Source organism: Stenotrophomonas sp. GD04145 (genome assembly GCF_029835135.1).
Taxonomy (GTDB): Bacteria; Pseudomonadota; Gammaproteobacteria; order Xanthomonadales; family Xanthomonadaceae; genus Stenotrophomonas; species Stenotrophomonas maltophilia_P.
Genome location: NZ_JAODZG010000004.1, coordinates 79,659 through 102,338 on the forward strand (window position 1 = coordinate 79,659; position 22,680 = coordinate 102,338).

The window sequence follows — 22,680 nt, forward strand, 5'->3', positions numbered from 1 at the left end:
GAATCGACGATGACCCGAGGCAAGCGCATCTACGTGCTGGATACCAACGTGCTGATGCACGATCCGACCGCGCTGTTCAAATTCGAGGAGCATGACGTCTACCTGCCGATGCAGGTGATCGAGGAGCTGGACAACGGCAAGAAGGGCACGTCCGAGGCAAGCCGCAACGCCCGCCAGGTCAGCCGCTTCCTCAACGAGCTGGTGCAGGCCTCCGGTCTGGACAATCTGGCCGACGGCATTCCGCTGCAGCGGCCACAGGGCCTGCAGCTGCGTGGCAAGCACAGCGCCGGCAAGCTGCGTTTCCAGACCAGTCATTTCGACGCCGGCAAGAGCTTCGGCAAGGTCATCCCGGACAATGCCATCCTCGGTGCCATCCTGGCGCTGAAGGAGCAGACCCCGGAGATCCCGGTGGTGTTCGTCTCCAAGGACATCAACCTGCGGATCAAGGCGGCCATCGCCGGCATCGTTTCGGAAGATTACGAAAACGACCGCGCACTGGACGATTTCAGCCTGCTCTACACCGGCGCCACCGAGCTGCCGGAGGATTTCTGGAAGCTCCATGGCGACGACCTGCGCAGCTGGAGCGACAAGGGCCGCACCCATTACGAGATCCTGGCCAGGGACGAAGAGGAGTGGTACCCGAACCAGTACGTCTACCTGCCGGGCGAGGACGAGGTGGAGCTTCGCGTCAGCCGCGTGGTCGGCGATGGCAAGGTGGTGCTGTCGCTGGTTGATGATTTCCGCCACGGCAGCCATGCCGTGTGGGGCATCAGCGCGCGCAACCGCGAGCAGAACTTCGCGCTCAATGCACTGATGGATCCGGAGATCGACTTCGTCACCCTGCTCGGCACCGCCGGCACCGGCAAGACCCTGCTGGCACTGGCCGCGGGGCTGGCACAGACGATGGACCAGCAGCGCTACCGCGAGATCATCATGACCCGGGCCACCGTCAGCGTCGGCGAGGACATCGGCTTCCTGCCGGGCACCGAGGAAGAGAAAATGACACCGTGGATGGGCGCGCTGACCGACAACCTGGAAGTGCTCACGCACAACCAGGAAGGCGGAACCTGGGGACGCCAGGCAACCAACGATCTGCTGGCCAGCCGCATCAAGATCCGCTCGATGAACTTCATGCGCGGCCGCACCTTCCTGTCGCGCTATCTGATCCTGGACGAGGCGCAGAACCTCACCCCGAAGCAGATGAAGACGCTGATCACCCGTGCCGGTCCCGGCACCAAGATCGTCTGCCTGGGCAACGTCGAGCAGATCGACACCCCGTACCTGACCGAGACGACATCCGGCCTGACCTACGCGGTGGACCGCTTCAAGAACTGGCCGCACAGTGCGCACATCACCCTGCGCCGTGGCGAACGCTCGCGGCTGGCCGATTACGCTTCGGAGGTGCTGTGAACCGTTCTGCCCGCCTGCTGCTGCCGACGGCTGCGATCACCCTCGCAGCCGTCCTTGGTGCCTGCACCACCACCCGCGGGCCGGCCAGCGTGCCGACCGCCGAACGCACCGGCCAGTCGTGGGTGGTCACCCGGCCGATCGTCGCCGCGCAGGTGCTCGACACCTGCTCGCGGCACAGCCCGGGCCGGGATGCCGGCCGCGTCACCGGCTACTGGGCCCCCAGCCGGCAACAGGTGGACCAGCTGGAAGCCGCACTGCCTTCGCTGCAGGCGCAGGTGCCCGACGTACTGGACTTCGACCGCCAGTACGTCGGCATCGAAAGCGCCGGCAAGCGCCTGATCTACATCAATGCGTTCCGCCTGCCTGACGACAGCGGCATCAAGCCGGCGCGCGAGGCCATCCGCGTCTGCGATGGTGGCAAGCAGTTCTGGGGCGCGGTGTTCGACCCGGCCACCGGTGCGTTCAGCGAGCTGCAGTTCAACGGCGGTCTCGGCGGTCCCTGAGGGTCGCGCCGATGGGCATACGCCTTCCCACCTGGGTCTGGATCGGTGCCGTAGCGCTGTCGTGCGTGGCCGGCATGGTCAACGTGGTCGGCTTTCTGGGTTTCGAGCATCAGGCCGTCAGCCACATGACCGGTAGTACCAGCCAGCTCGGCATGGCACTGGCGCAGGGCGACTGGCGCGCGGTCGGGCACCTGTGGGGCCTGCTGATCGCTTTTTCGCTGGGTGCGATGCTCAGCGGGCTGCTGATCCAGGACAGCGCACTGCAGCTCGGCCGGCGCTATGGCGTCGCTCTGGCACTGGAATCGGCGCTGTTGCTGGCCGCCATTCCCTTGTTCAAGCAGCAGCAGATCTGGGGCGCGTTGTCGGCAGCGATGGCCTGCGGGTTGCAGAACGCGATGGCCACCACCTTCAGCGGCGCGGTGATACGGACCAGCCACCTCAGCGGCATGTTCACCGATCTTGGCATCGGCCTGGGCCATCTGTTGCGCGGGCTGCCGCTGCAGGTGCGGCGGCTGACGCTCAGCGGCCTGATCATCAGCGGCTTCCTGGCCGGTGGCGTGATGGGTGCGTGGCTGTTCCTGCGCTGGCAGTACGATGCCCTGCTTGCCCCCGCGCTGCTGACCGGCGCGACCGGGCTGGTCTATGTGCTGTACCAGCAATGGGTACGCTGGCGGTACTGAGCGTCGCCGCACGCATGCGCAGCATGAGGCGTCCGCCCCTGCCGGCAGCCCGTAGCCGGCACTACCCCCATCCCGGTGACCACGGCACAATCGCCGCATGAGCCCGACCACTCCCGTTTCCGCCCTCACCATCGCCGGCTCCGACTCCGGCGGAGGCGCCGGCATCCAGGCCGACCTGAAGGCCTTCGCCGCACACCGCGTGCATGGCCTCTCCGCGATCGCCGCACTGACCGCGCAGAACACCCGCGGTGTCACCGCCGTGCATGTGCCGCCAATCGAATTCCTGCGCGCGCAGCTCGACGCGTGCTTCGATGATTTCGACATCCACGCGGTGAAGCTGGGCATGCTGGCCAATGCCGAGGTGATCCACGCCGTGGCCGATGCGCTGCAGCGTCACCGGCCCGCACATGTGGTGCTGGATCCGGTGATGGTCGCCACCAGTGGTGCGCGCCTGCTGGAAGACAGCGCGGTGCAGGCAATGCGCGAGCGTCTGCTTCCGCTGGCCACGCTGGTCACTCCCAACACACCGGAGGCAGAACTGCTGGTGGGCCGTACCATCGGCGATGGAGACGACGCCGAGCGGGCCGCGTCGGCACTGCTGGATCTCGGGGCCGGCGCGGTGCTGCTCAAGGGCGGCCACCTGCACGAGGGCAACCGGGTGATCGATCGCTACTTCGATGGCGTCAGCAGCGAGGAATTCAGTCACGCGCGCCTGCCGCTGGATGCGCACGGCACCGGCTGCACACTGGCCTCGGCCATCGCCGCGCAGCTGTGCAATGGCCTGAGCCTGGCCAACGCCTGCGAAGCATCGATCGACTACGTGGCACGCGGGCTGCAACTGGGCTACATGCCGGGGCGCAGCGATGTGCGCGTGCTGGATCATTTCGGCGCAGCGCCCCACGCATGAGCCTGCCATCACGGACACTGGCCGTGGAATGCGGCGACGGCCATCGCTTCGAGGTGATGGCCTGCGTACCCGAGCAGCCGCTGGCGCGGCTGCTATGGCTCCCCGCACTGGGCGTGGCCGCGCGCCACTACCTGCCACTGGCACAGGCCCTGGCTGCGAAAGGCATCGCGGTCTACCTGCACGAGTGGCGTGGCAACGGCAGCAGTTCACTGCGCCCTTCGCGCACGCAGGACTGGGGCTATCGTGAAGTGCTCGAGCAGGACCTGCCTGCCAGCCAGGCTTTGCTCGCCAACGCCGATGCCGGCGAAGGCGCGCTGCCCTGGATCATCGGTGGGCACAGCCTGGGTGGGCAGCTGGCCTGCGTGCATGCAGGACGGCAACCGCAGCACTTCGAGCACCTGTGGCTGGCCGCCAGTGGCACGCCGTTCTGGCGTACGTTTCCGCCTCCGCGCGGATGGCTTCTGCCGCTGGTGTACCGCTTCCTGCCCTGGATCGCCCGCCGCCAGGGCGTGCTGCACGGCCGGCGCCTGGGCTTCGGGGGCACCGAAGCACGCGGCCTGATTGCCGACTGGTCGCGGGTGGGCCTGAGCAACCATTACGCAGCCGCGGGCATGACCGAGGATCTCGATACGCAGATGGCACGCGTGCATGGCAGCGCGCAGGCCGTGGTGATGGAACACGACTGGCTGGCACCGATCGGTTCGATGCAGGCGTTGCTGGACAAACTGCCGAATGTGGCATCACACCTGCATGTGCTGTCCGCCGGGGAACTGGGCACGCGTGCCGACCACTTCGCGTGGATGAAGGCGCCACAGGCGGTCGCCCACCAATTTTTCATTCAGCTGGATGAAAATCTTCACAAAAACGGTTGACGGTACGCGCCGACATCCGCATAATTCCGCTCCTGTCGCAGGGCGCCCGTAGCTCAGTTGGATAGAGTACCTGGCTACGAACCAGGCGGTCGGGAGTTCGAATCTCTCCGGGCGCACCACTCGACAGGTTTCCGGCATCCGCCGCTGGAAATGAAGTAAAATTTGATTGTGTACCGCGCGCCCGTAGCTCAGTTGGATAGAGTACCTGGCTACGAACCAGGCGGTCGGGAGTTCGAATCTCTCCGGGCGCACCATACACGATCAACACAACAGGTTTATGTAATTGGCGCCCGTAGCTCAGTTGGATAGAGTACCTGGCTACGAACCAGGCGGTCGGGAGTTCGAATCTCTCCGGGCGCACCATTACACCGAAACAGCAGGCCTCGGCCTGCTGTTTTTTTATGTGTGTTCTTCGGCAGGGCTGCGCCCTGCACCCGCCGAAGCCAAAGCCGGAGCAACAGCAACAGCGCGCGTTCCGACACCGCCCCACCTTCGACAGGTTCACGCGGCTGTTGGTAGGTGTCGACCTTGGTCGACACATCTGTCAGATATCGAGTGAATTCATCCATGCATGGCGTGGATCTACCGTGTCGACCAAGGTCGACACCTACCAGAGCAGTACGCCGTTCCGACAGATAGCGGAAAACTGTCGAAGGCGGGGTGGGTCCGGTTGCGGGAGTGTCCGCGGCATGGATGCCGCGGCCAAGCCCCCAGGGACGGGTTTACGGCGTCTCCCGCAACCGGACCCACCCCGTCCTGCCCCGGCAAGCCCGCTTCAGCTGTTGCTGTTGCCGTGTTCCCGCCCGTCGCGGGTGCAGGGCGCAGCCCTGTCGCACACCTACCCCCCGGCCATTGCCTGCCACCACTGCGACAGCAGCTCCGGCCTACGCAGGCGCTCGCGCCACCAGCGCAATGCCGCGCCATCCTCACCGGTCCGCCAGGCCAACCAGAAGGTCTCCTCCGGCTTGTGTTCCTCGACCTCACGGATCACCAGTTCGCCTCGTGCCACGGCCGCGCGCGCGCACGGCTCGGGCAGAAAGCCGAAGCCCACGCCCTCGCATTGCAGTTTCAGCTTGCTGGCCATGTCGGGCACTGTCAGCATCTCCTGCCCCATCAGCAGGCCAACCGTACGGGGCAGCAAGCGCCGCGCCGAATCGGACACCGCGATCGCACAGTGCTCGACCAGCTGCTCACGTCCCAGCACGCCCGGCACTGCCGCCAAGGGATGATCCGGGGCAACCGCGAACACGAACTCGACCGTACCCAACGGCTCGACCACGTAGCCACCACCGCTCGGCCCCTCGCCCGGCGCGCCCACCAGCAGATCGGCACGCCGGTCCAGCAGCGCCTCCCAGGTGCCGGACAGCGCCTCGCCGATCAAGCGCAGGCGGGTCGGCGCCTCAGCGCCGCGAAATGCGGCGATGTCCGGACCCAGCAGCCAGGTGGGAAACACCGAATCCACTGCCAGGGTCAGTTCGGTTTCCCAGCCGGAGGCCACCCGGCGCACCCGCAGTTCCAGTTCGCGGGCCGCACGGAGCAGATGCCGGCCCTCATCCAGCAGCGCGCGACCGGCCTCGGTCGGCTCCGCACGCGGGCCCACCCGGTCGAACAGCTGCACGCCAAGATCCTCTTCCAGCTTGGCCACGGTGTAGGAAATGGTGGACGGCACCTTGTGCAGGGCCTTGCCGGCGCCCGCAAACGAACCGCGGCGATCGATGGCGTCCAGGATCTGCAGGGCTTCGAGGCTGAGCTTGAGCATTCGAATTTTTCGATGATGGCTTTCAAAACTATCCGTTTTTCAAAGCACCGGCGCAAGCGGATACTTCTCTCCAACAGGGAAACACGGCGATCAATGCCCTGCCCCGCCCCATCGAAAACATCGAACAAGGAGATATCCCATGCTGCAGATCCGCAAGAGTGCTACCCGTGGCCTGGCCGAACATGGCTGGCTGTCCTCGCGCCACACCTTCTCGTTCGCCAACTACTACGATCCGCGCTATGTCAGCTTCGGTCCGCTGCGGGTGATCAACGAGGACAAGGTGATCGGCGGCCAGGGCTTCGGCACCCACAGCCACAGCAACATGGAGATCGTCTCCTACGTGCTGGGCGGCGCACTGGAACACAAGGACTCGATGGGCACCGGTTCGGTACTGCGCTACGGCGATGTGCAGCGCATGAGCGCCGGCAGCGGCGTCAGCCACAGCGAGTTCAACCACTCGGCCACCGAACCCGTGCATTTCCTGCAGATCTGGATCTTCCCGGACACGGAGAACATCACCCCGTCGTATGAGGAAACCCACTTCACGCCGGACAGCAAGCGCAACCAGCTGCGCCTGATCGCCTCGCCCGACGGTGCAGATGGTTCGCTGCGCATCCACCAGGATGCCCGCATCTTCGCCACCCTGCTCGACGGCAGCCACAAGCTGCACCACGCCCTGGGCAGCGGACGCGGTGCCTATGTGCAGGTCGCCCGTGGCCAGCTGCAGGTCAACGGCATCACCCTGGAAGCCGGTGATGCGCTGCAGATCAGCGACGAAGCGCAGCTGACGCTGGAGAACGGCAACGACGCCGAAGTGCTGGTGTTCGACCTGCCGCTGTGAAGTCACGCCCGCGGTGCCGACCGGTACCGCGGGCGACCTCTGGCCTCAACCGCCGACGGCGGCGCAGGCCTCCAGAATCAACGCAGTCACCTCGGCCGGTTTCGACGCCAGCGAAGCATGGCTCGCATCCAGTTGCAGAAGACGCCGGGGCTGGATCCGATCGGCCATCATCTGCGGGTTCTGAACAGAAGCTCTCGTGGGGTCTGTCCATACGCGGCCACAGATCACCGTCGCGGTGCGGGGCGGGGTTCGATGCCGCCTCGCCCTTGGCGCGCTGCAATCGTATGCATGTCGGCCCCCCTCCGTTGGCACTTGCCGAACGGCCGTGAAATCGCTTCCATGACGGTTCACTGGAGCTTCCTATCGCGCATGACGCCTTCTTCCCCACGTGCCCAGCAGCACGCCACCCGCGCCGCCTTCTTCATTCCCGGTTTCGCCACCGCCGCGTGGGCACCGATGGTGCCCTTCGCCAAGGCCCAGGCAGGGCTGTCCGACGCCGGTCTGGGCGCCGTGCTGCTGTGCCTCGGGCTGGGCTCGCTGCTGGCCATGCCGCTGGCCGGTGCGCTGACCGGTCGCTTCGGCTGCCGTCGGCTGCTGGTGGTCACCTGTGCACTCGTGCTGCTGGCACTGCCGCTGCTGGCGGTGCCGCCTTCGCCCTTCGTGCTCGGTGCGGCCCTGTTCGTGTTCGGCGCGGGCGTGGGTGCGATGGACTGCACGATGAACATGCAGGCAGTGGCCGTCGAACGCGAAGCCGGCCGGGTGATGATGTCCGGCTTCCACGCCTTCTACAGCATCGGTGGCTTTGTCGGCGCCGGCTGCATGACCGGTCTGCTGATCCTGGGCACACCGCTCTGGCTGGCCGCGCTGCTCGCGGCGGCGGCACTGCTGCTGGTAGCTGTGCTGTCGGCACCGCACTGGCGTCCGCAACGGATCCTGCACGAAGGCCCCTTGCTGGCACTGCCGCATGGGGTGGTGCTGTTCATCGGCGTGCTGGCATTTGTGGTGTTTCTCGCCGAAGGCTCGATGCTGGACTGGAGCGCCGTGTTCCTGGCCGAGGTACGGCAGGTGCCTCGCGACCAGGCCGGCGCGGGCTTCGCGGTGTTCACTCTGGCGATGACAGCCATGCGCCTGTTCGGCGATGGCATCGTCGAGCGTCTCGGCCGCACCCGCACCCTTGTCATCGGCGGCATCACCGCTGCGGCCGGCTTTGCCGTGGCCACCCTGGTGCCATCGTTGCCGGTTGCCCTTGCGGGCCATGCGCTGGTCGGCCTGGGCTGCGCCAACATCGTGCCGGCACTGTTCTCGATGGCTGGACAGCAGCGCGCGATGCCCGAGAACATCGCCATCACGGCGGTCACCACACTCGGCTATGCCGGCATTCTCGCCGGCCCGGCCGCGATCGGCGCACTGGCCCATGCCAGCAGCCTGGGCTTCGCGTTCCTCTGCGTGGCGGCACTGCTGATCGGTGTCGCGCTGTCGGCGCCGGCACTAGCGCGCCGGCTGTCCTGACGATGCATCAACCGCGTGCCGGCTCCGCTGCCGGCACATCGTGCACCAGCCACTCGGCCTGTGCCGGCAGCTGCGGCGCCGGGCAGGTGGACGGGGGGTGCCGTTCGTCGCGCGCCATCCAGTCGTCGACCACACCGGCCAACAGATCCAGCCGCAGCGGCAGGGTGATATGGTCCTCGCCGCGCATCTCGATGTAGTGCGCCCGCGGGTTGGCCTGCGCGAGTTCGCGCCCCTGGCTCACAGGAATGTGCTGGTCGCCCTGCCCGTGCAGCAGCAGCACGCAGGCGCGCGTGTCGGCCAGCGCGCGAGCCACATCCACATGGTCAAGATCGACATCGATGCGGCGGCTGGCCGCAGCAATCACCTGGTCGATGTCCTGTCCGCCATAACGCCACCGCGCATATGAGGCCACGGCCTGTGCCTTCCACCCTTCCGGCTGCAGCGCCATCAGGTGCGGAATCATCGTGCGGATGGCTACGCCGGCATTGGCGAACGACTCCATCGCGACGACGCCGGCAACCTGGTCACCGAGCTTTTCAGCGGTGAACACCGCCGTCGCCGCGCCATAGGACACGCCGAACAGATACAGGGGCCCGGTGACTTCGCCGCGTGCGCGCAGCTCAGCGATCACATCGACCACGTCGTCCGATTCGTAGGTGCCATAGCCGGAGGGTCCAGCCCCGGACTGACCGTGGTTGCGCAGGTCGAGCGTGACCACGCGATAGCCCGATCCGGCCAGCTGCAATGACCACGGCAGCATCGAATCGCCGTTCATCATCCAGCCGTGCAGGAGCACCACGGTGCCACGCGGCGCCTGTGCCCGGAACGGCTGCGGCACCGACAGGCTGAGTCCGGTGTCCAGCGGCAGGCCATTCTCATGCCGCTGCGGCAGATAGCGATAGCGGGCGCCGTAGTCGCCCGGATCGAACACGCGCCAGAAGATCGGCACGCCATCACGGCCCGGCGCGAAACCATGGCGATTGGGAATCCCGGCAATGGCCGCAGCGATGCGCGGCTGGTCAAGCAGCGTCGACACGCCGCCCGGCGCGACCAGGCGGTCGGCGAGCGAGGTGGATGCGGCATTCATCGAGGAAGAGCATGCAGCCAGCCACAGGCCGGCGCACGCCAGCAACAGCAGCAGCAGGCGCTTCATGGGCGATCAGGGAAGAAATGCGACAGCGTGGCAGCCTAGCGGGCACCGCGCTTGCCATCTATCGCGATTCGATGACGGCTTGATGACAGCGCAGCATCGATTCAGCTTGGTGCAGGGCGCCTCCCGCGCCGCGGGTGCAATGAAGGCTGCATCTGCACGTCACCGTCACGTCACTGCCGCTGCCGACACTCCGGGGCTTCCCCCACTCGTGAAGGTCCGGTTTCGATGCCAACGCATGCGCGTATTCCCCGTATCTCGTTGCTTGCCCTGCTGATCGCGCCCACACTGGACGCCCTCGCCGAAGCACCGCAGGGAGAGGGTGACACGACACGTCGCAGCGACGCCCGCACGCTGGACCAGGTCCAGGTGATCGGCCAGGCAACCAGTTACGCCAAGACTGCGGTGCGCACGGAAACACTGAACCGGCAGCTGGTGATGAGCAGCGTCAACGACGCGCTCAACGAAGTGCCCGGCGTGGTCGTCAGCGAGGCCGATGCCACCGGTTCGTCGGTGTGGGGCACGCAGATCAGCATGCGCGGCTTCGTCACCAACCGCGATACGCAGCAGATCGGCACCACCATCGATGGCCTGCCCAATGGTGGCTCGGGCTACGGCGGTGGCTCCCTGGCCAATCGCTACATCGACACCCTGGACCTGGAAACGGTGGAGGTCAGCCAGGGCACGGCTGACATCTCCTCGCGCTCGAACGAGGCGCTGGGCGGCACCCTGAACTTCCTCACCGGCGATCCGCTGCAGGACAGCCGGCTGCGCTTCGTCGTCGGTGCCGGTGACAATGAAGCGCGCAAGTACTACGTGCGCTATGACACCGGCGTGCTTGGCGGCCACACACGTGCTTGGGTCAGTGCATCCTCGGCGCGCGTGCACGATTGGATCGACGGCAGCGGCCGCACCCGCAACGACCATATCGCCGGCAAGTTCGTCACCGAACTGGACCGCTGGACACTCACCGGCTATCTGTCCTACAACGATGCCGACGAACCGGAGTACACCAGCGTTTCGCCACAGGGCTTCGCCACCAATCCGGACCGCGACAACCTGGTCGGCACCCTGACCGGCATTCCCTATCTGGACCAGAACTTCCGTTCCGGTTCCCGTGCCCTGCGCGAGAACACCTTCGGTTACCTGCGCGCGGCCTTTGACGGTGGCAACGGCTTCAAGGCCTCGATGGCGGCCTACGGTCATCGCATGCAGGGTCGCGGCGACTGGCTGCCGCCGTACCTGGCGCAGGTCAGCGACGATGGCAGCGGTCGCCCCGAGTCGGAGTACACCGGCGGCAGCACCGTGTACGGCGGCAGCAACCGGGGCCAGATCTACTTCGTCAATCCCGATGGCAGCGCCGCCCAGCGTCTGGCCACCTGCACGCCGCGGCTGGGCTTCACGGCCGAGTATGATCCGGACTGCTACGCCGGAAATGTGCTCGGCGCCCAGTCCTACCGCCACACCCACTACGACAACGACCGCATGGGCGTCACTGCCGACGTCGAGTGGCGGCAGACCTTCGGCAGCATCGACAACACGGTCCGCGGTGGCCTGTGGGTGGAAAAGCTGGACCGCTCCGCACGCCGCGACTGGCACCGGCTGCTCAACGTCGGGCAGGACATCGCCTTCGATCACCAGCCGTACTGGGTCCAGTTCGAAGACCGGTACAAGGTCGATGAGCAGATGTACTACATCGAGGACGTGGCCCGCTTCGGCCCCTTCAGCGCGCGCCTGGGCGTGAAGCAGTTCTTCGTGGACCAGTCCCGCCGGCGTGTGATCGGCGCCGCCGAGAACGTCACGTCCGATTCAAAGTCCGATCCGCTGCTGTCCACCGGCTTCACCTGGGCACCCGGTGTTCAGGGCATGGAACTGTTCGCAGGCTTCTCGCAGAACTTCGCGGCCATCCCCTCAGGCGTACTGGGCGAGACCGATCCGCAGCGCTTCCGCAACGTCGAGCCGGAGACCGCCGACAACATCGAACTCGGCATGCGCATCAGCCGCTGGCCGTTGACCGCCTCGGTCACCCTGTACAACATCAAGTTCGACAACCGCATCGTCTACCTGCCGGCCGGTTTCGTCAGCGGCATCGATTACCTGGGCGAGACCGACGGCGTCTACGAGAACTTCGGGGGCGTGGAGAGCAATGGCCTGGAAGCGGCGCTCGGATACGGCTGGGACAACGGCTGGCGGATCAACGCGGCCTATACCTACAACCGCTCGAAGTACCTCGGCAGCGGCGATTCCGCGCGTGACGCCCAGCTGGGCATCGTCGATGGCGCCAAGGTGATCGGCCAGCCCGAGCAGATCCTGGTGGTCTCGGCTGACTGGCAGGGCGAGAACTGGAACTTCGGCCTGTCAGGTCGCTACCTGGGAACGCGCTACCTCGATGCCGCCAACGCCAGCAGCCTCCCCTCGGCCACGGTGTTCAATGCCAACATCGGCTTTGATCTGCAGGGCCTGTCGCCACGCCTGAAGGGCATGGGTGCGAACCTGGTGGTGAGCAATCTCACCGACAAGCGGTATCTTGCAGGTGTCGACGGCCGCGACAGCGCCTTCATCGGCGCTCCGCGCACCGTCGGCATCTCCTTCCGCGTGGACCTGTGAGTGAACCCGTGACCGATATCGGCCGTCGCCGACTGTTGCAGGCCGGCCTTGCCGCCGGCCTTTCACCGCTGCTGCCGAGCATCGCCCGGGCCGCCGCGATCGCCCCCGATGCACGCACCCGCAGCCTGCAGGATCTGCAGCACATCGTGGTGTTCATGCAGGAGAACCGCTCGTTCGATCACTACTTCGGTACCCTGCCGGGCGTGCGAGGATTCGGTGATCGTTTCGTGGCCCCGGCCGCCCCCCTGGCGGGCGGTGGCGCTGCGCGCACCCTGTGGCTGCAACCCGATGCCAGCGGCAGCCGGGCGATCGCACCGTTTCCGCTGGATACCGCCGCGCACTTCGGCTACATGCGCGTCGAAGGCACGCCGCACACCTGGCCTGACGCGCAGCGTGCCTGGGACAATGGGCGCATGGGGCAGTGGCCCAAGGCCAAGCAGAATCACTCCATGGGCTACTTCCAGCGCAGCGACCTGCCCTTCCAGTTCGCACTCGCCGATGCCTTCACCGTCTGCGATGCCTATCACTGCGCGATCCAGGCCGGCACCAACCCGAACCGGGTGTTCCTGTGGACCGGCCACAACGATCCCTTTGCCCGCGCCGGCGGCCCGGTGATCGCCAACTCCCACGACAACTTCCCGGAGCACGGCGGCCATCCGGCGTCCTACCAGTGGACCAGCTACGTCGAGCAGCTGCAGCAGGCAGGGGTGTCCTGGCAGATCTACCAGGACATGGCCGACAACTTCACCGACAACCCGCTGGCCGGATTCGAGACCTTCCGGCAGGCGTACCGCGCTGCACCGGGTCACGATCCGCAGCTCCGCGCACGCGGGGTCAGCACGCGCGGGCTGGCACAGCTGCGCCAGGATGTGGTCGACGGGCAGTTGCCACAGGTCAGCTTCATCATCGCCGACGCTGCCGGCAGCGAACATCCCGGCCCCTCCAGCCCGGCGCAGGGCGCGGCCTACACCGCGCGCGTGCTCGACGCGCTGACCGCCGACCCGGAGGTCTGGAGTCGTACCGCCCTGCTGTTGATGTTCGACGAGAACGACGGCTTCTTCGACCACGTGCCGCCGCCCGCCCCGCCTTCACCGCTGGCGGATGGCTGGGCCGGCGCATCGTCGGTCGGCACCGAAGGCGAATACCATCGGCATCCTGCGCCTGGCGACGAGAAGTACGACGCCGCCGAGCTGCGTGGCCGCCCCTATGGACTGGGCCCACGCGTGCCGTTGTATGTGATCTCGCCCTGGAGCCGGGGCGGCTGGGTCGATTCGCAGGTGTATGACCACACCTCGGTCCTGCGTCTGATCGAACGCCGCTTCGGTGTGCCCGCACCGGGCATCTCACCGTGGCGGCGCGCGGTCTGTGGCGATCTGACCCACGCGTTCGATTTCGCCCAGCGCGGTACCCGCCCCTTCGTGCAAGCGTTGCCTGACGTCGATGCGGTGGCCGCGCGCGCGGCGGCCCTGCCGGGCCGGACCGTGCCTGCCCTGCCGGAGGGGTTGCACCCTGCACGCCAGGAAGCCGGGGTAAGACCGGCACGCGCCCTGCCCTATCGGCCGCAGGCCCGGATCACCGCATTGGCCGCCGGAAGCATCGATCTGCAGCTGGCCTGCGAAGGAGCGGCAGCGGTACTGCATGTCTACGACCGGCTGCGCCTGGACGCGATTCCGAGGCGTTACACGCTGGTGCCGGGCACGCCCGTGCAGGCGCGCTGGCCGCTTGCTGCCGATGGCCGCTTCGACCTGTGGCTGCTGGGCCCCAATGGATTCCATCGCCACTTCCGCGGCGATGCCACCTCCCCGATGTTGCTGGCGGAGATGGAGCGCGCCGATGGCCAGCTTCGCCTGCGTCTGCGTAATCCAGGCGATGAGCCCTGCCGGGTCCGCGTGCAGGGAGGCGCCTATGCCGGGCACATGCCGGACCAGACGCTGGACATTGCCGCGCGCTCGGAAACATCACTGGCCTGGGATGCAGCCCCCACCGCAGGGTGGTACGACCTGCATGTCAGCGCAGGAAGCGGTGCGCTGCGCCTGGCAGGGCGCGTCGAGGATGGCCGCCCCGGCACCAGCGATCCGGCGATGGGCAGTGAACCCTTGCGGTTCCAGCACGATTGAGGTCGAGGACGCTCCAGAGAGGGAGATTGCGCTGTTCACCGGACACAGCACGGATTCCCGTGACCGGGTGCAAGCGGATCAGCGCCCCGGAGCTGTACCAGCCCGGCGTGGAACTGCCGCGCGACGAGCGGGGGCAGTGTACCGAACCATTGGGTGATCCGAACAAGTTCTGCCGGTGAGTCCAGTGGCCAGCGCCACCGCACCGCAGAGTCGACAAGTGCACGCGAACTGCTGGAGCAGAAATAGCAAAGCCCTCGCAGGCGAGGGCTTTGAACGCCTTATGAGGCCAGGCAATCAAGCGAGAGCTTCGAACAAATTCTTGAACAGATTTACAACTTCACCGCCCTGACTCCAAATGAACCAAATCGCAGCGACCAATGAAACACCATGCACATCGCGCTTCTTTACTCGGAAGACGTAATAAGCCTCGGACACTGCATTCTTGGAGTCTTCGGACTCAGCTGTTTCGCCCTGTCTCATGATAGCTCTCCTTAGCGCCAGAAGACTTGAGCATAGCCTGCCTGCAACACCAGCGCACAGGCGGTGGCGACACGCGTGCGGGTTGTGCCGTGGCGCGCTTGATGACCTTGCAGCCAGCAGAGATTGAAGATCGCTCGGCACATTCGGCCGAATGTAGAAGCGGAAGGTGGTACCACGGCCCAGGTAGTGCGCTATTCGCATGACAGGGTGTCCAAGCAAGTGTCCAAGGCCGCAAAAAGAAAAACGCCCGCAGATCGAGGATCTGCAGGCGCTTCTGTGTATCTGGCGGAGTGAGAGGGATTCGAACCCTCGATAGAGCTTTTGACCCTATACTCCCTTAGCAGGGGAGCCCCTTCGGCCACTCGGGCATCACTCCGGGGATTTCACCGCGGGGGTGCGTCGCACCTCAGCGGGGCGTGAATCATAACGTTAATCACGCGCGAAGGTAAAGCCTTATTCCGCAGAATTTTCACCACCGGCGCTGCCGGCTTCGTCACCACGCTGGATGCGCTGGTAGATCTCTTCGCGATGCACAGCGACGTCCTTCGGCGCAGTGATGCCGATACGTACCTGGTTACCCTTGACGCCGAGCACGGTGACGCTCACCGAGTCACCGATCATCAAGGTTTCGCCGACGCGGCGAGTCAGGATCAACATTTTTGTAAGTCTCCATGGAACCGTGTGGAAGGGTATCCCCCACCGGCTTGACGCTTCGTCAAGAAGCGCTACCACGACAAAGGGAAAAGATTCGCAATGGTACCGTCAGCCGTCCCGCTCCTACAAGAAGGGGGACGGCAGGCTTCATCACAGGCGGGGGCTGACCCATTCGACGACGGCAGCCAGTGCAGTGGCAAGGGCGGGCCCGTCCTCGCCACCACCCTGGGCGAGGTCCGGGCGTCCGCCGCCCTTGCCCCCGATCTGACCGGCGATATGCGACAACAGTTCCCCGGCCTTGACCCGGCCCGTTGCACTGCCGTTCACGCCGGCGACCAGGGCGGCCTTGCCGTCCTGGGCACCTGCCAGCACGATCACCGCGTCTCCCAGCTGCTGCTTCAGGCGGTCCACGGCATCGCGCAGCGCCTTGGCGTCGAAGCCCTCCAGGCGGGCCGCCAGCACCTTCACGCCCGCGACCTCGACCGCCTGGCTGGAAAGGTCGGCGGTCGCACCCGCGGCAACCTTGGCCTTCACCGCTTCCAGTTCACGTTCCAGCTGCTTCTGGCGCTGGCCAAGCGCCCGGATCTTCTCGACCACGTCGGCAGCACTGCCACCCAGCAGCTCGGCCGCCTCGGACAACCGCGCCTCTTCGGCATCGACGTAATCCAGGGCGCCCTGACCGGTGACCGCTTCGATGCGACGCACGCCCGCGGAGACACCGCCTTCCGAGGTGATCTTGAACAGGCCGATATCACCGGTGCGCTTGACGTGGGTGCCACCACACAGTTCGGTGGAATAGTCGCCCATTTTCAGTACCCGGACCTGTTCGCCGTACTTCTCTCCGAACAGTGCCATTGCGCCGAAATCGAGTGCTTCCTGCATGCCCATGGAGTGCACTTCGGCAACATTGTTGGCACGCACCTGCTGATTGACCTTGCGCTCGATCACGGCCAGTTCTTCGGCACTGATCGGCTGGAAATGCGAGAAATCGAAACGCAGGCGGTCCGGCGCCACCAGCGAGCCCTTCTGCTGCACGTGCGTACCCAGCACTTCGCGCAGGGCCGCGTGCAGCAGGTGGGTGGCCGAGTGGTTGAGGATGGTGGCGCCGCGGCGCTCACCGTCGACCTCGCCAGCCAGCACATCGCCCACCTTCAGGTCGCCTTCGGTCAGGGTACCGACATGGCCGTGGAACTGGCCCGCGAACTTCTGGGTGTCTTCCACCGCCAGGCGCACGCCGTTGCCGGTCATTACGCCGGTATCGCCGACCTGGCCGCCGGACTCGGCATAGAACGGCGTCTGGTTGGTGATGACGATGACGGCATCGCCGGCACTGGCCGACTGCACCGGACGCCCCTCCTTGAGCAGCGCCAGCACGGTCAGGTCACCGGCCTGCAGGCGGTCGTAGCCCAGGAACACGGTCGGGGTGAGCGTCGCCACCAGCTCGGCCGGCAGGGTCACGCCACCGCCGAACTTGCCCGCGGCACGCGCGGTCTCGCGCTGCTGTTCCATTGCCGCATCGAACCCGGCGATATCGACCGTCAGGTCACGCTCGCGGGCGATGTCCTGGGTCAGGTCCAGGGGGAAGCCATAGGTGTCGTAAAGGCGGAAGGCGTCACCTCCCGGGATCACGCCATTGCCGGCCCTCGCCGCAACGTCTTCGAAGATTTTCATGCCGGCGTCGAGCGTCTCGGCGAACCGCTCCTCCTCAGCCTGCAGCGCGCGGGTCACGGTGTCCGCTGCCGCCGGCAGCTCCGGATAGGCCTCGCCCATCTGTGCAACCAGCGTCGGCACCAGCTTGCTGAAGAACGGCTGGCGCACACCCAGCATCCAACCATGACGCAGGGCGCGGCGGATGATACGGCGCAGCACATAGCCCCGTCCTTCGTTGGAAGGCAGGACGCCATCGACGATCAGGAACGAGCAGGCGCGGATGTGGTCGGCAATCACGCGCAGCGACTTGTTCTCCAGGTCGGAGGTACCGGTCAGCTCGGCGGCCTTGCGGATCAGAGCCTGGAACAGGTCGATCTCGTAGTTCGTGTGGACATGCTGCAGGATCGCCGCAAGACGTTCCAGGCCCATGCCGGTGTCCACGCACGGCGCCGGCAGCGGCACCAGAGTGCCGTCCGGCTGGCGGTCGAACTGCATGAACACCAGATTCCAGATCTCGATGAAGCGGTCGCCATCCTCATCCGGCGACCCCGGAGGACCGCCGGCAATGTGGTCGCCGTGGTCGTAGAAAATCTCGGTGCACGGACCACACGGGCCGGTGTCGGCCATCTGCCAGAAGTTGTCCGACGCGAACGGCGCGCCCTTGTTGTCGCCGATCCGCACGATGCGCTCTTCCGGCACCCCCACCATGTCGCGCCACAGTTCGTAGGCTTCGTCGTCGGTCTGGTAGACAGTCACCAGCAGGCGATCGGCCGGCAGCTTCCAGACCTGGGTCAGCAGCTCCCACGCCCACGCAATCGCGTCCTTCTTGAAGTAGTCACCAAACGACCAGTTGCCCAGCATTTCAAAGAAAGTGTGATGGCGGGCGGTGTAGCCAACCTGGTCAAGATCGTTGTGCTTGCCACCCGCGCGCAGGCAGCGCTGGACATCGGCCGCGCGCACGTAGCTGCGCTTCTCGGCACCGAGGAACACGTCCTTGAACTGCACCATGCCGGAGTTGGTGAACAGCAGGGTCGGATCGTTGCCAGGCACCAGCGGTGCCGACGGCACGATGGTATGGCCTTTGCCCTTGAAGAATTCAAGGAAATCGCTGCGGATCTGGGAGGTCGTGAATTTGGCGGGTGCGTTCATTGGGGGCTGGCAGTCTGCGGGCCGGCGGACCCGGACCACCGGCCGCCTGGGCCAGGGTCGCGACGGACCGCCGAAAACCTAAAGGGTATCAGGCCCGGCGCCGCCAGTCTCAATCGTCAGGGTCGTAGCGGGTCGCACGGCGGATGCTGTCACCGTCGAAGCCCCGCCGCGCCAGCAGATCCGCCGCTTTGCGGCGCTGCGCCAGGTCCTGTGGGCCGGCCTCGCCAAAGCGGCGGCGGACCAGATCACGGGCGTTCTCCTGCCAGTCGCCCTCGTAGCTGTCCATCGCTGCGGCAATCGCGGCACTGTCCAGCCCATGGGTCCCCAGTTCGGCACGCACATGGATGGGGCCGTAACCGGTGTTGGCCCGCATGCGCACCAGGTTCTCGGCAAACCGGGTGTCGTCCTGCCACCCCGCCTCGGTCAGCTTGGCGACCGCTGCCTGCGCGGCTTCGTCTTCGATACCCCGCGCAGTCAGTTTGCGGGTCAATTCCTTGCGTGAATGCTCCCGGCGGACCAGCAGGCCCAGTGCCCGCTGCACCGGAGTCTGCTCGCGAGGCCGGCGCTTTCGGCCTGTCGAGGTAGGTTCGTCGCTGTCGGACATCAATCCCTCCAGGGGTGGCGCCGTCCCTGGCACCCTGCCCATCCTGGGCGGTTCGAACCTGCGGGGTAGAGCGACGTCACTGACGGCGTCACCCTACCCCACAGCAAGACTTACTCGTCGTCGCCTTCGTCGTCGCCGTCCTCACGGACGGCCTCGGACGGCTGGAATTTCTCGCGCAGCTCGGCTTCGAGCTTGGCGGCGACGGTCGGGTTGTCACGCAGATAACCGCGGGCGTTGTCCTTGCCCTGGCCGATGCGCTCTTCGCCATAGCTGTACCAGGCACCGGCCTTCTCGACCAGCTTGGCATCCACGCCCATGTCGATCAGTTCACCTTCACGGCTGATGCCTTCGCCATACAGGATCTCGGTGATTACCTGCTTGAACGGCGGGGCCAGCTTGTTCTTGACGACCTTGATCTTGGTCTGGTTACCGATGATCTCATCGCCCTTTTTGATCGCACCGATGCGGCGGATGTCCAGACGGACCGAGGCATAGAACTTCAGCGCGTTGCCACCCGTGGTGGTCTCCGGGCTCTGGCCCGGCATCATCACGCCGATCTTCATGCGCAGCTGGTTGATGAAGATCACCAGCGTGTTCGAGCGCTTGATGTTGCCGGTCAGCTTACGCAGCGCCTGGCTCATCAGGCGGGCCTGCAGACCCGGCAACTGGTCGCCCATCTCGCCCTCGATTTCGGCCTTCGGGGTCAATGCCGCGACCGAGTCGATCACCAGGATGTCCACCGAGCCGGAACGGACCAGCATGTCGGCGATTTCCAATGCCTGTTCACCGGTATCGGGCTGCGACAGCAGCAGGTCGTCCACGTTCACGCCAAGCTTGGCGGCATAGATCGGGTCGAGAGCGTGCTCGGCATCGATGAAGGCAGCGGTGCCTCCCATCTTCTGGCATTCGGCGATGGCCTGCAGCGTCAGCGTGGTCTTGCCCGAGGACTCCGGTCCATAGATTTCCACCACGCGGCCCTTCGGCAGACCCCCGATGCCCAATGCGATGTCGAGCATCAGCGAACCGGTCGGGATGGCTTCGACGGGCTCGACCACACGGTCGCCCATGCGCATCACCGAGCCCTTGCCGAACTGCTTTTCGATCTGGCCCAGAGCAGCAGCCAATGCGCGCTTCTTGTTCTCGTCCATCGTATTGGTCCTTGCAGAGGTCATTTCGTTGGGGGTGCTGTCTTTGGGGGTCTTCTTTGCCATGGGTTCACTTTAAGGCGGACGTATCGCACAGGCTGAGATTCTGCCCGGCGCTTTGAAAAGAATTATCGGACATCCGTACCAACCTCGGTGGAACCAGAGAATCGCCACAAAAGACCGCGGGGTAACGCACCTTCGAACGCTTCAGCGATTCGGCCGCAACAGGCCGCAGTACAGGCCTTCAATCGAGAAGTCCTGGTCGGGAAGCACTTCGATCGGCTTGTAATCGGGGTTCCGGGGCAACAGCCGGATACGGTCCTTCGCGATCTTCAGCAGCTTGACGGTGATCTCATCATCGATGCGCGCCACCACGATCTGCCCCGAATGGGCGTCGCGGGTGCGGTGCACGCCGATCAGGTCACCATCGAAGATGCCTTCGTCGATCATCGAGTCACCCTGCACCTTCAGCAGGTAATCCGGCGCGGGCGAAAAGAACACCCGGTCCAGCACCACGAAATCGTCCGAGCCGATATCCGCGCCGATAGGGAGGCCGGCGGCGACCCGCCCCAGTACTGGCAGCCGCAGCACGCTCTCGGGCAGCCCGGGCTCGGCCAGGGTCTCCACGGGGGGAGCCTGCACCAGGCGGATGCCCCGCGCCTGGCCGGGAATGCGGCGGATCGCTCCCGCCTGCTCCAGCGCCTCCAGGTGGTACTGGGCCGCGCGTACGCCCTTGAAGCCGAACGCACGTGCGATTTCAGTCTGCGACGGCGGCGCGCCTTCGCTCTCGATACGCTCGGCGATCAACTGCAGGATCGCCTGCTGGGTGTCGGTCAGGTCCATGGTTAGTAGTATTACTACTAACTGCGGGAACTGCAAGTGCCGGACACGACAAGGCGAAGCGTGCCGGGCGATACCGCAGCGAACGACACTCAGTCGTGCCTGCCACTTCTCCAGATGGAGAACAGGATCCAGACGCCGCAGATACCGGCCCCGACGAATCCGGAAACCCCGAGCGCCAGCAGCCAGCGGCTGGAGACCCCACCGACGCTGTGCATGACGATCGATGAGCCGATGATCAGCGCTGCAGTCACGATGCCCATCACCATGCGATTGGCCGCACGGTTCACCTGCTCGCCAAAGCCCTGCAGCGCACTGGTCTCGACCTTCAGCTGCAGGCGCCCGCGGCGCGCCGCCTGCACCAGCTTGCGCAGATCGCGCGGCAGATCGCCGGCGAAGTCGATCATTCCCAACAGGCTGCGCCGGCCGCGTTTGAGCAATGCCCGCGGCGCGTAGCGCTGCAGTACCACCCGCTCCAGGAAGGGGCGTGCGGCACTGGCCATGTCGAAGTCCGGGTCGAGCTGCCGGCCCATGCCTTCCAGGGTGAGGAACGCCTTGATCATCAGTGCGAGGTCGGCCGGCAGGGTCAGGCTGTAGCTGCGCAGCAACTGGGTGATGTCGCCCAGCATCAGGCCGATGCGCAGATCCTTCAGCGGCACGCCACGGTACTGGTCGACGAACTGGCTGATGTCGTGCTGCAGCCGGTTCTCATGCACCTCCACGCCCCCGGCCCAGTCCAGCAGGACGTCGGCCACCCCCTGCGGGTCCTGTTCGACCAGCCCGTGCAGCAGTTGCGCAACCTGGAAGCGACGCACTTCGGACAGTGCCCCGACCATGCCGAAGTCGATCACGCCGATGCGGCCGTCACGCAGATAGATGATGTTGCCCGGGTGTGGATCGGCGTGGAAGCTGCCGTCCTCGAGCACCATCTTCAATACGATGTTGGCACCGCGCCGCGCCAGTTCGCGACGGTCCAGCCCTGCTGCGTCCACGCCGGCAAGATCGCGGCCCGGAATGCCGTCCACGAAGTCCTGCACGTTCAGGCTTTCGCAGGTCCACTGCCAATGCACGCCGGGAACAAGGATGTCGTCGCGACCTTCAAAGTTGCGTGCGATGCGCTCCGCGTTGCGGCATTCGGCCGCGAAATCGAGTTCGCGCCGCAGCGATACGGTGAACTGCTGCACCACCTCTGCCGGCCGGTAACGGCGCAGATCCGGAAGACGCGCCTCGACGATTTCGGCCAGCCGTGCCAGCAGGCGCAGGTCGGCTTCGACCACGTCACGGATGCCGGGACGACGCACCTTCAGCACCACTTCGCGGCCGTCCAGCAGGCGCGCGCGATGGGCCTGCGCCAGCGAGGCCGCCGCCATCGGTGTTTCGTCGAGGAAGGCGAATACCTGCTGCGGAGGAGCGCCCAGATCGGCCTCCAGCTGCGCGCGGATCTGCGCATACGGAAGGGCCGGTACCGCATTCTGGAGTTCGGAAAGCTCGGCGATCCACTCCGGCGGCAGCAGATCGACACGGGTCGCCAGCACCTGTCCGAGTTTGACGAACGTCGGACCGAGGTCCTGCAGGGCGCTGCGCACCCGCACCGGCGCGGTCATCCGCAGCAGATGCTGGCGGTCCTCATTCCAGTGCAGCAGGCGCCCGGCACGCTCCAGCACCGTGGCCAGGCCGATCCGGCGCACCACGTCGCCGAAGCCATAACGGATCAGGACCGCTGCAATTTCCTGCAGCCTCCCCAGGTCACGGACGGTGCCCAGCGTTTCCCACATCATGCGTGCTCCGGACGATTACCGCAGC

General features: G+C 66.0%; 18 protein-coding genes, 4 tRNA genes and 2 pseudogenes. 13 read left to right on the forward strand and 11 right to left on the reverse strand.

Annotated elements, in window-relative coordinates; genetic code table 11:
* Positions 1–9 precede the first annotated feature (9 nt).
* The 8 genes and pseudogenes from N7367_RS03540 (at position 10) to N7367_RS03575 (ending at position 4,735) form a co-directional block, all read left to right on the forward strand.
* Positions 10–1,410, forward strand: coding sequence for a PhoH family protein (locus tag N7367_RS03540; RefSeq protein WP_279941744.1), 1,401 nt, complete (start codon positions 10–12; stop codon positions 1,408–1,410).
* A complete protein-coding gene (locus tag N7367_RS03545) occupies positions 1,407–1,913 on the forward strand; it encodes a hypothetical protein (RefSeq protein WP_053517266.1) in 507 nt (168 codons plus the stop codon). Before N7367_RS03540 ends, N7367_RS03545 begins: the two co-directional genes overlap by 4 nt.
* Positions 1,914–1,924: 11 nt before the next feature.
* Complete coding sequence (locus N7367_RS03550) at positions 1,925–2,593, forward strand: YoaK family protein (RefSeq protein ID WP_279941745.1); 669 nt, start codon at positions 1,925–1,927, stop codon at positions 2,591–2,593.
* Positions 2,594–2,690: 97 nt separating this feature from the next.
* Positions 2,691–3,500: a bifunctional hydroxymethylpyrimidine kinase/phosphomethylpyrimidine kinase gene (thiD, locus tag N7367_RS03555; RefSeq protein ID WP_279941746.1), complete on the forward strand. Its 810-nt coding sequence runs from the start codon at positions 2,691–2,693 to the stop codon at positions 3,498–3,500.
* Positions 3,497–4,424: pseudogene (locus N7367_RS03560) on the forward strand (alpha/beta fold hydrolase). Before thiD ends, N7367_RS03560 begins: the two are co-directional and overlap by 4 nt.
* Positions 4,415–4,491, forward strand: a tRNA-Arg gene (locus N7367_RS03565). Before N7367_RS03560 ends, N7367_RS03565 begins: the two are co-directional and overlap by 10 nt.
* Before the next feature lie 58 nt (positions 4,492–4,549).
* Positions 4,550–4,626 (forward strand) — tRNA-Arg (locus tag N7367_RS03570).
* A 32-nt stretch (positions 4,627–4,658) separates the two neighbouring features.
* Positions 4,659–4,735, forward strand: a tRNA-Arg gene (locus tag N7367_RS03575).
* A 475-nt stretch (positions 4,736–5,210) separates the two neighbouring features.
* Here N7367_RS03575 and N7367_RS03580 read toward each other — a convergent pair.
* On the reverse strand, positions 5,211–6,131 hold the full coding sequence (locus N7367_RS03580) for a LysR family transcriptional regulator (protein ID WP_053520376.1): 921 nt from the start codon (positions 6,129–6,131) through the stop codon (positions 5,211–5,213).
* A 139-nt stretch (positions 6,132–6,270) separates the two neighbouring features.
* Between N7367_RS03580 and N7367_RS03585 the strand changes: the two genes are divergently transcribed.
* A complete protein-coding gene (locus N7367_RS03585) occupies positions 6,271–6,972 on the forward strand; it encodes a pirin family protein (RefSeq protein WP_053520377.1) in 702 nt (233 codons plus the stop codon).
* Positions 6,973–7,017: 45 nt separating this feature from the next.
* Here N7367_RS03585 and N7367_RS03590 read toward each other — a convergent pair whose 3' ends face one another.
* The gene (locus N7367_RS03590; RefSeq protein WP_262917636.1) at positions 7,018–7,140 is read right to left on the reverse strand and encodes a hypothetical protein; all 123 of its coding nucleotides are present in this window, start codon (positions 7,138–7,140) and stop codon (positions 7,018–7,020) included.
* A gap of 201 nt (positions 7,141–7,341) precedes the next feature.
* On the opposite strand from N7367_RS03590, the gene N7367_RS03595 reads away from it, so the two are divergent.
* Positions 7,342–8,481, forward strand: a complete 1,140-nt coding sequence (locus N7367_RS03595; protein ID WP_065181266.1) for an MFS transporter — start codon at positions 7,342–7,344, stop codon at positions 8,479–8,481.
* A gap of 7 nt (positions 8,482–8,488) precedes the next feature.
* Here the strand turns inward: N7367_RS03595 and N7367_RS03600 are convergent, their stop codons facing one another.
* Positions 8,489–9,634: an alpha/beta fold hydrolase gene (locus N7367_RS03600; protein ID WP_279941748.1), complete on the reverse strand. Its 1,146-nt coding sequence runs from the start codon at positions 9,632–9,634 to the stop codon at positions 8,489–8,491.
* A gap of 225 nt (positions 9,635–9,859) precedes the next feature.
* Here N7367_RS03600 and N7367_RS03605 point away from each other — a divergent pair, with 225 nt between their 5' ends.
* The 3 genes and pseudogenes from N7367_RS03605 to N7367_RS19365 form a co-directional block, all read left to right on the forward strand.
* The gene (locus N7367_RS03605; RefSeq protein WP_279941749.1) at positions 9,860–12,238 is read left to right on the forward strand and encodes a TonB-dependent receptor; all 2,379 of its coding nucleotides are present in this window, start codon (positions 9,860–9,862) and stop codon (positions 12,236–12,238) included.
* Between the two features lie 8 nt (positions 12,239–12,246).
* Positions 12,247–14,355, forward strand: coding sequence for a phospholipase C, phosphocholine-specific (locus tag N7367_RS03610; protein ID WP_279941750.1), 2,109 nt, complete (start codon positions 12,247–12,249; stop codon positions 14,353–14,355).
* Positions 14,342–14,534: pseudogene (locus N7367_RS19365) on the forward strand (integrase); the annotation flags it as partial. The gene N7367_RS03610 and the pseudogene N7367_RS19365, both read left to right, overlap by 14 nt.
* 115 nt (positions 14,535–14,649) lie before the next feature.
* Here N7367_RS19365 and N7367_RS03615 read toward each other — a convergent pair.
* The 8 genes from N7367_RS03615 to ubiB all read right to left on the reverse strand — a co-directional run bounded on the left by N7367_RS03615 (position 14,650) and on the right by ubiB (position 22,652).
* Entirely contained in the window at positions 14,650–14,835 is a 186-nt protein-coding gene (locus tag N7367_RS03615; RefSeq protein WP_146256229.1) for a hypothetical protein, read from the reverse strand.
* 283 nt (positions 14,836–15,118) lie between these two features.
* A tRNA-Ser gene (locus tag N7367_RS03620) sits at positions 15,119–15,211 on the reverse strand.
* 77 nt (positions 15,212–15,288) lie between these two features.
* Positions 15,289–15,492, reverse strand: coding sequence for a carbon storage regulator CsrA (csrA, locus tag N7367_RS03625; protein WP_053520007.1), 204 nt, complete (start codon positions 15,490–15,492; stop codon positions 15,289–15,291).
* Between the two features lie 147 nt (positions 15,493–15,639).
* Positions 15,640–18,288, reverse strand: coding sequence for an alanine--tRNA ligase (alaS, locus tag N7367_RS03630; RefSeq protein WP_197600435.1), 2,649 nt, complete (start codon positions 18,286–18,288; stop codon positions 15,640–15,642).
* A gap of 109 nt (positions 18,289–18,397) precedes the next feature.
* Entirely contained in the window at positions 18,398–18,892 is a 495-nt protein-coding gene (gene recX / locus N7367_RS03635) for a recombination regulator RecX (RefSeq protein ID WP_111186069.1), read from the reverse strand.
* Positions 18,893–19,002: 110 nt separating this feature from the next.
* Positions 19,003–20,040 carry a recombinase RecA gene (gene recA / locus N7367_RS03640; protein ID WP_128990793.1) on the reverse strand — a complete coding sequence of 346 codons (1,038 nt, stop codon included), beginning with the start codon at positions 20,038–20,040 and terminating at the stop codon, positions 19,003–19,005.
* 204 nt (positions 20,041–20,244) lie between these two features.
* Complete coding sequence (gene lexA / locus N7367_RS03645; protein ID WP_053520003.1) at positions 20,245–20,880, reverse strand: transcriptional repressor LexA; 636 nt, start codon at positions 20,878–20,880, stop codon at positions 20,245–20,247.
* An 89-nt stretch (positions 20,881–20,969) separates the two neighbouring features.
* On the reverse strand, positions 20,970–22,652 hold the full coding sequence (ubiB, locus tag N7367_RS03650; RefSeq protein WP_279941792.1) for a 2-polyprenylphenol 6-hydroxylase: 1,683 nt from the start codon (positions 22,650–22,652) through the stop codon (positions 20,970–20,972).
* Between the last annotated feature and the right edge of the window lie 28 nt (positions 22,653–22,680).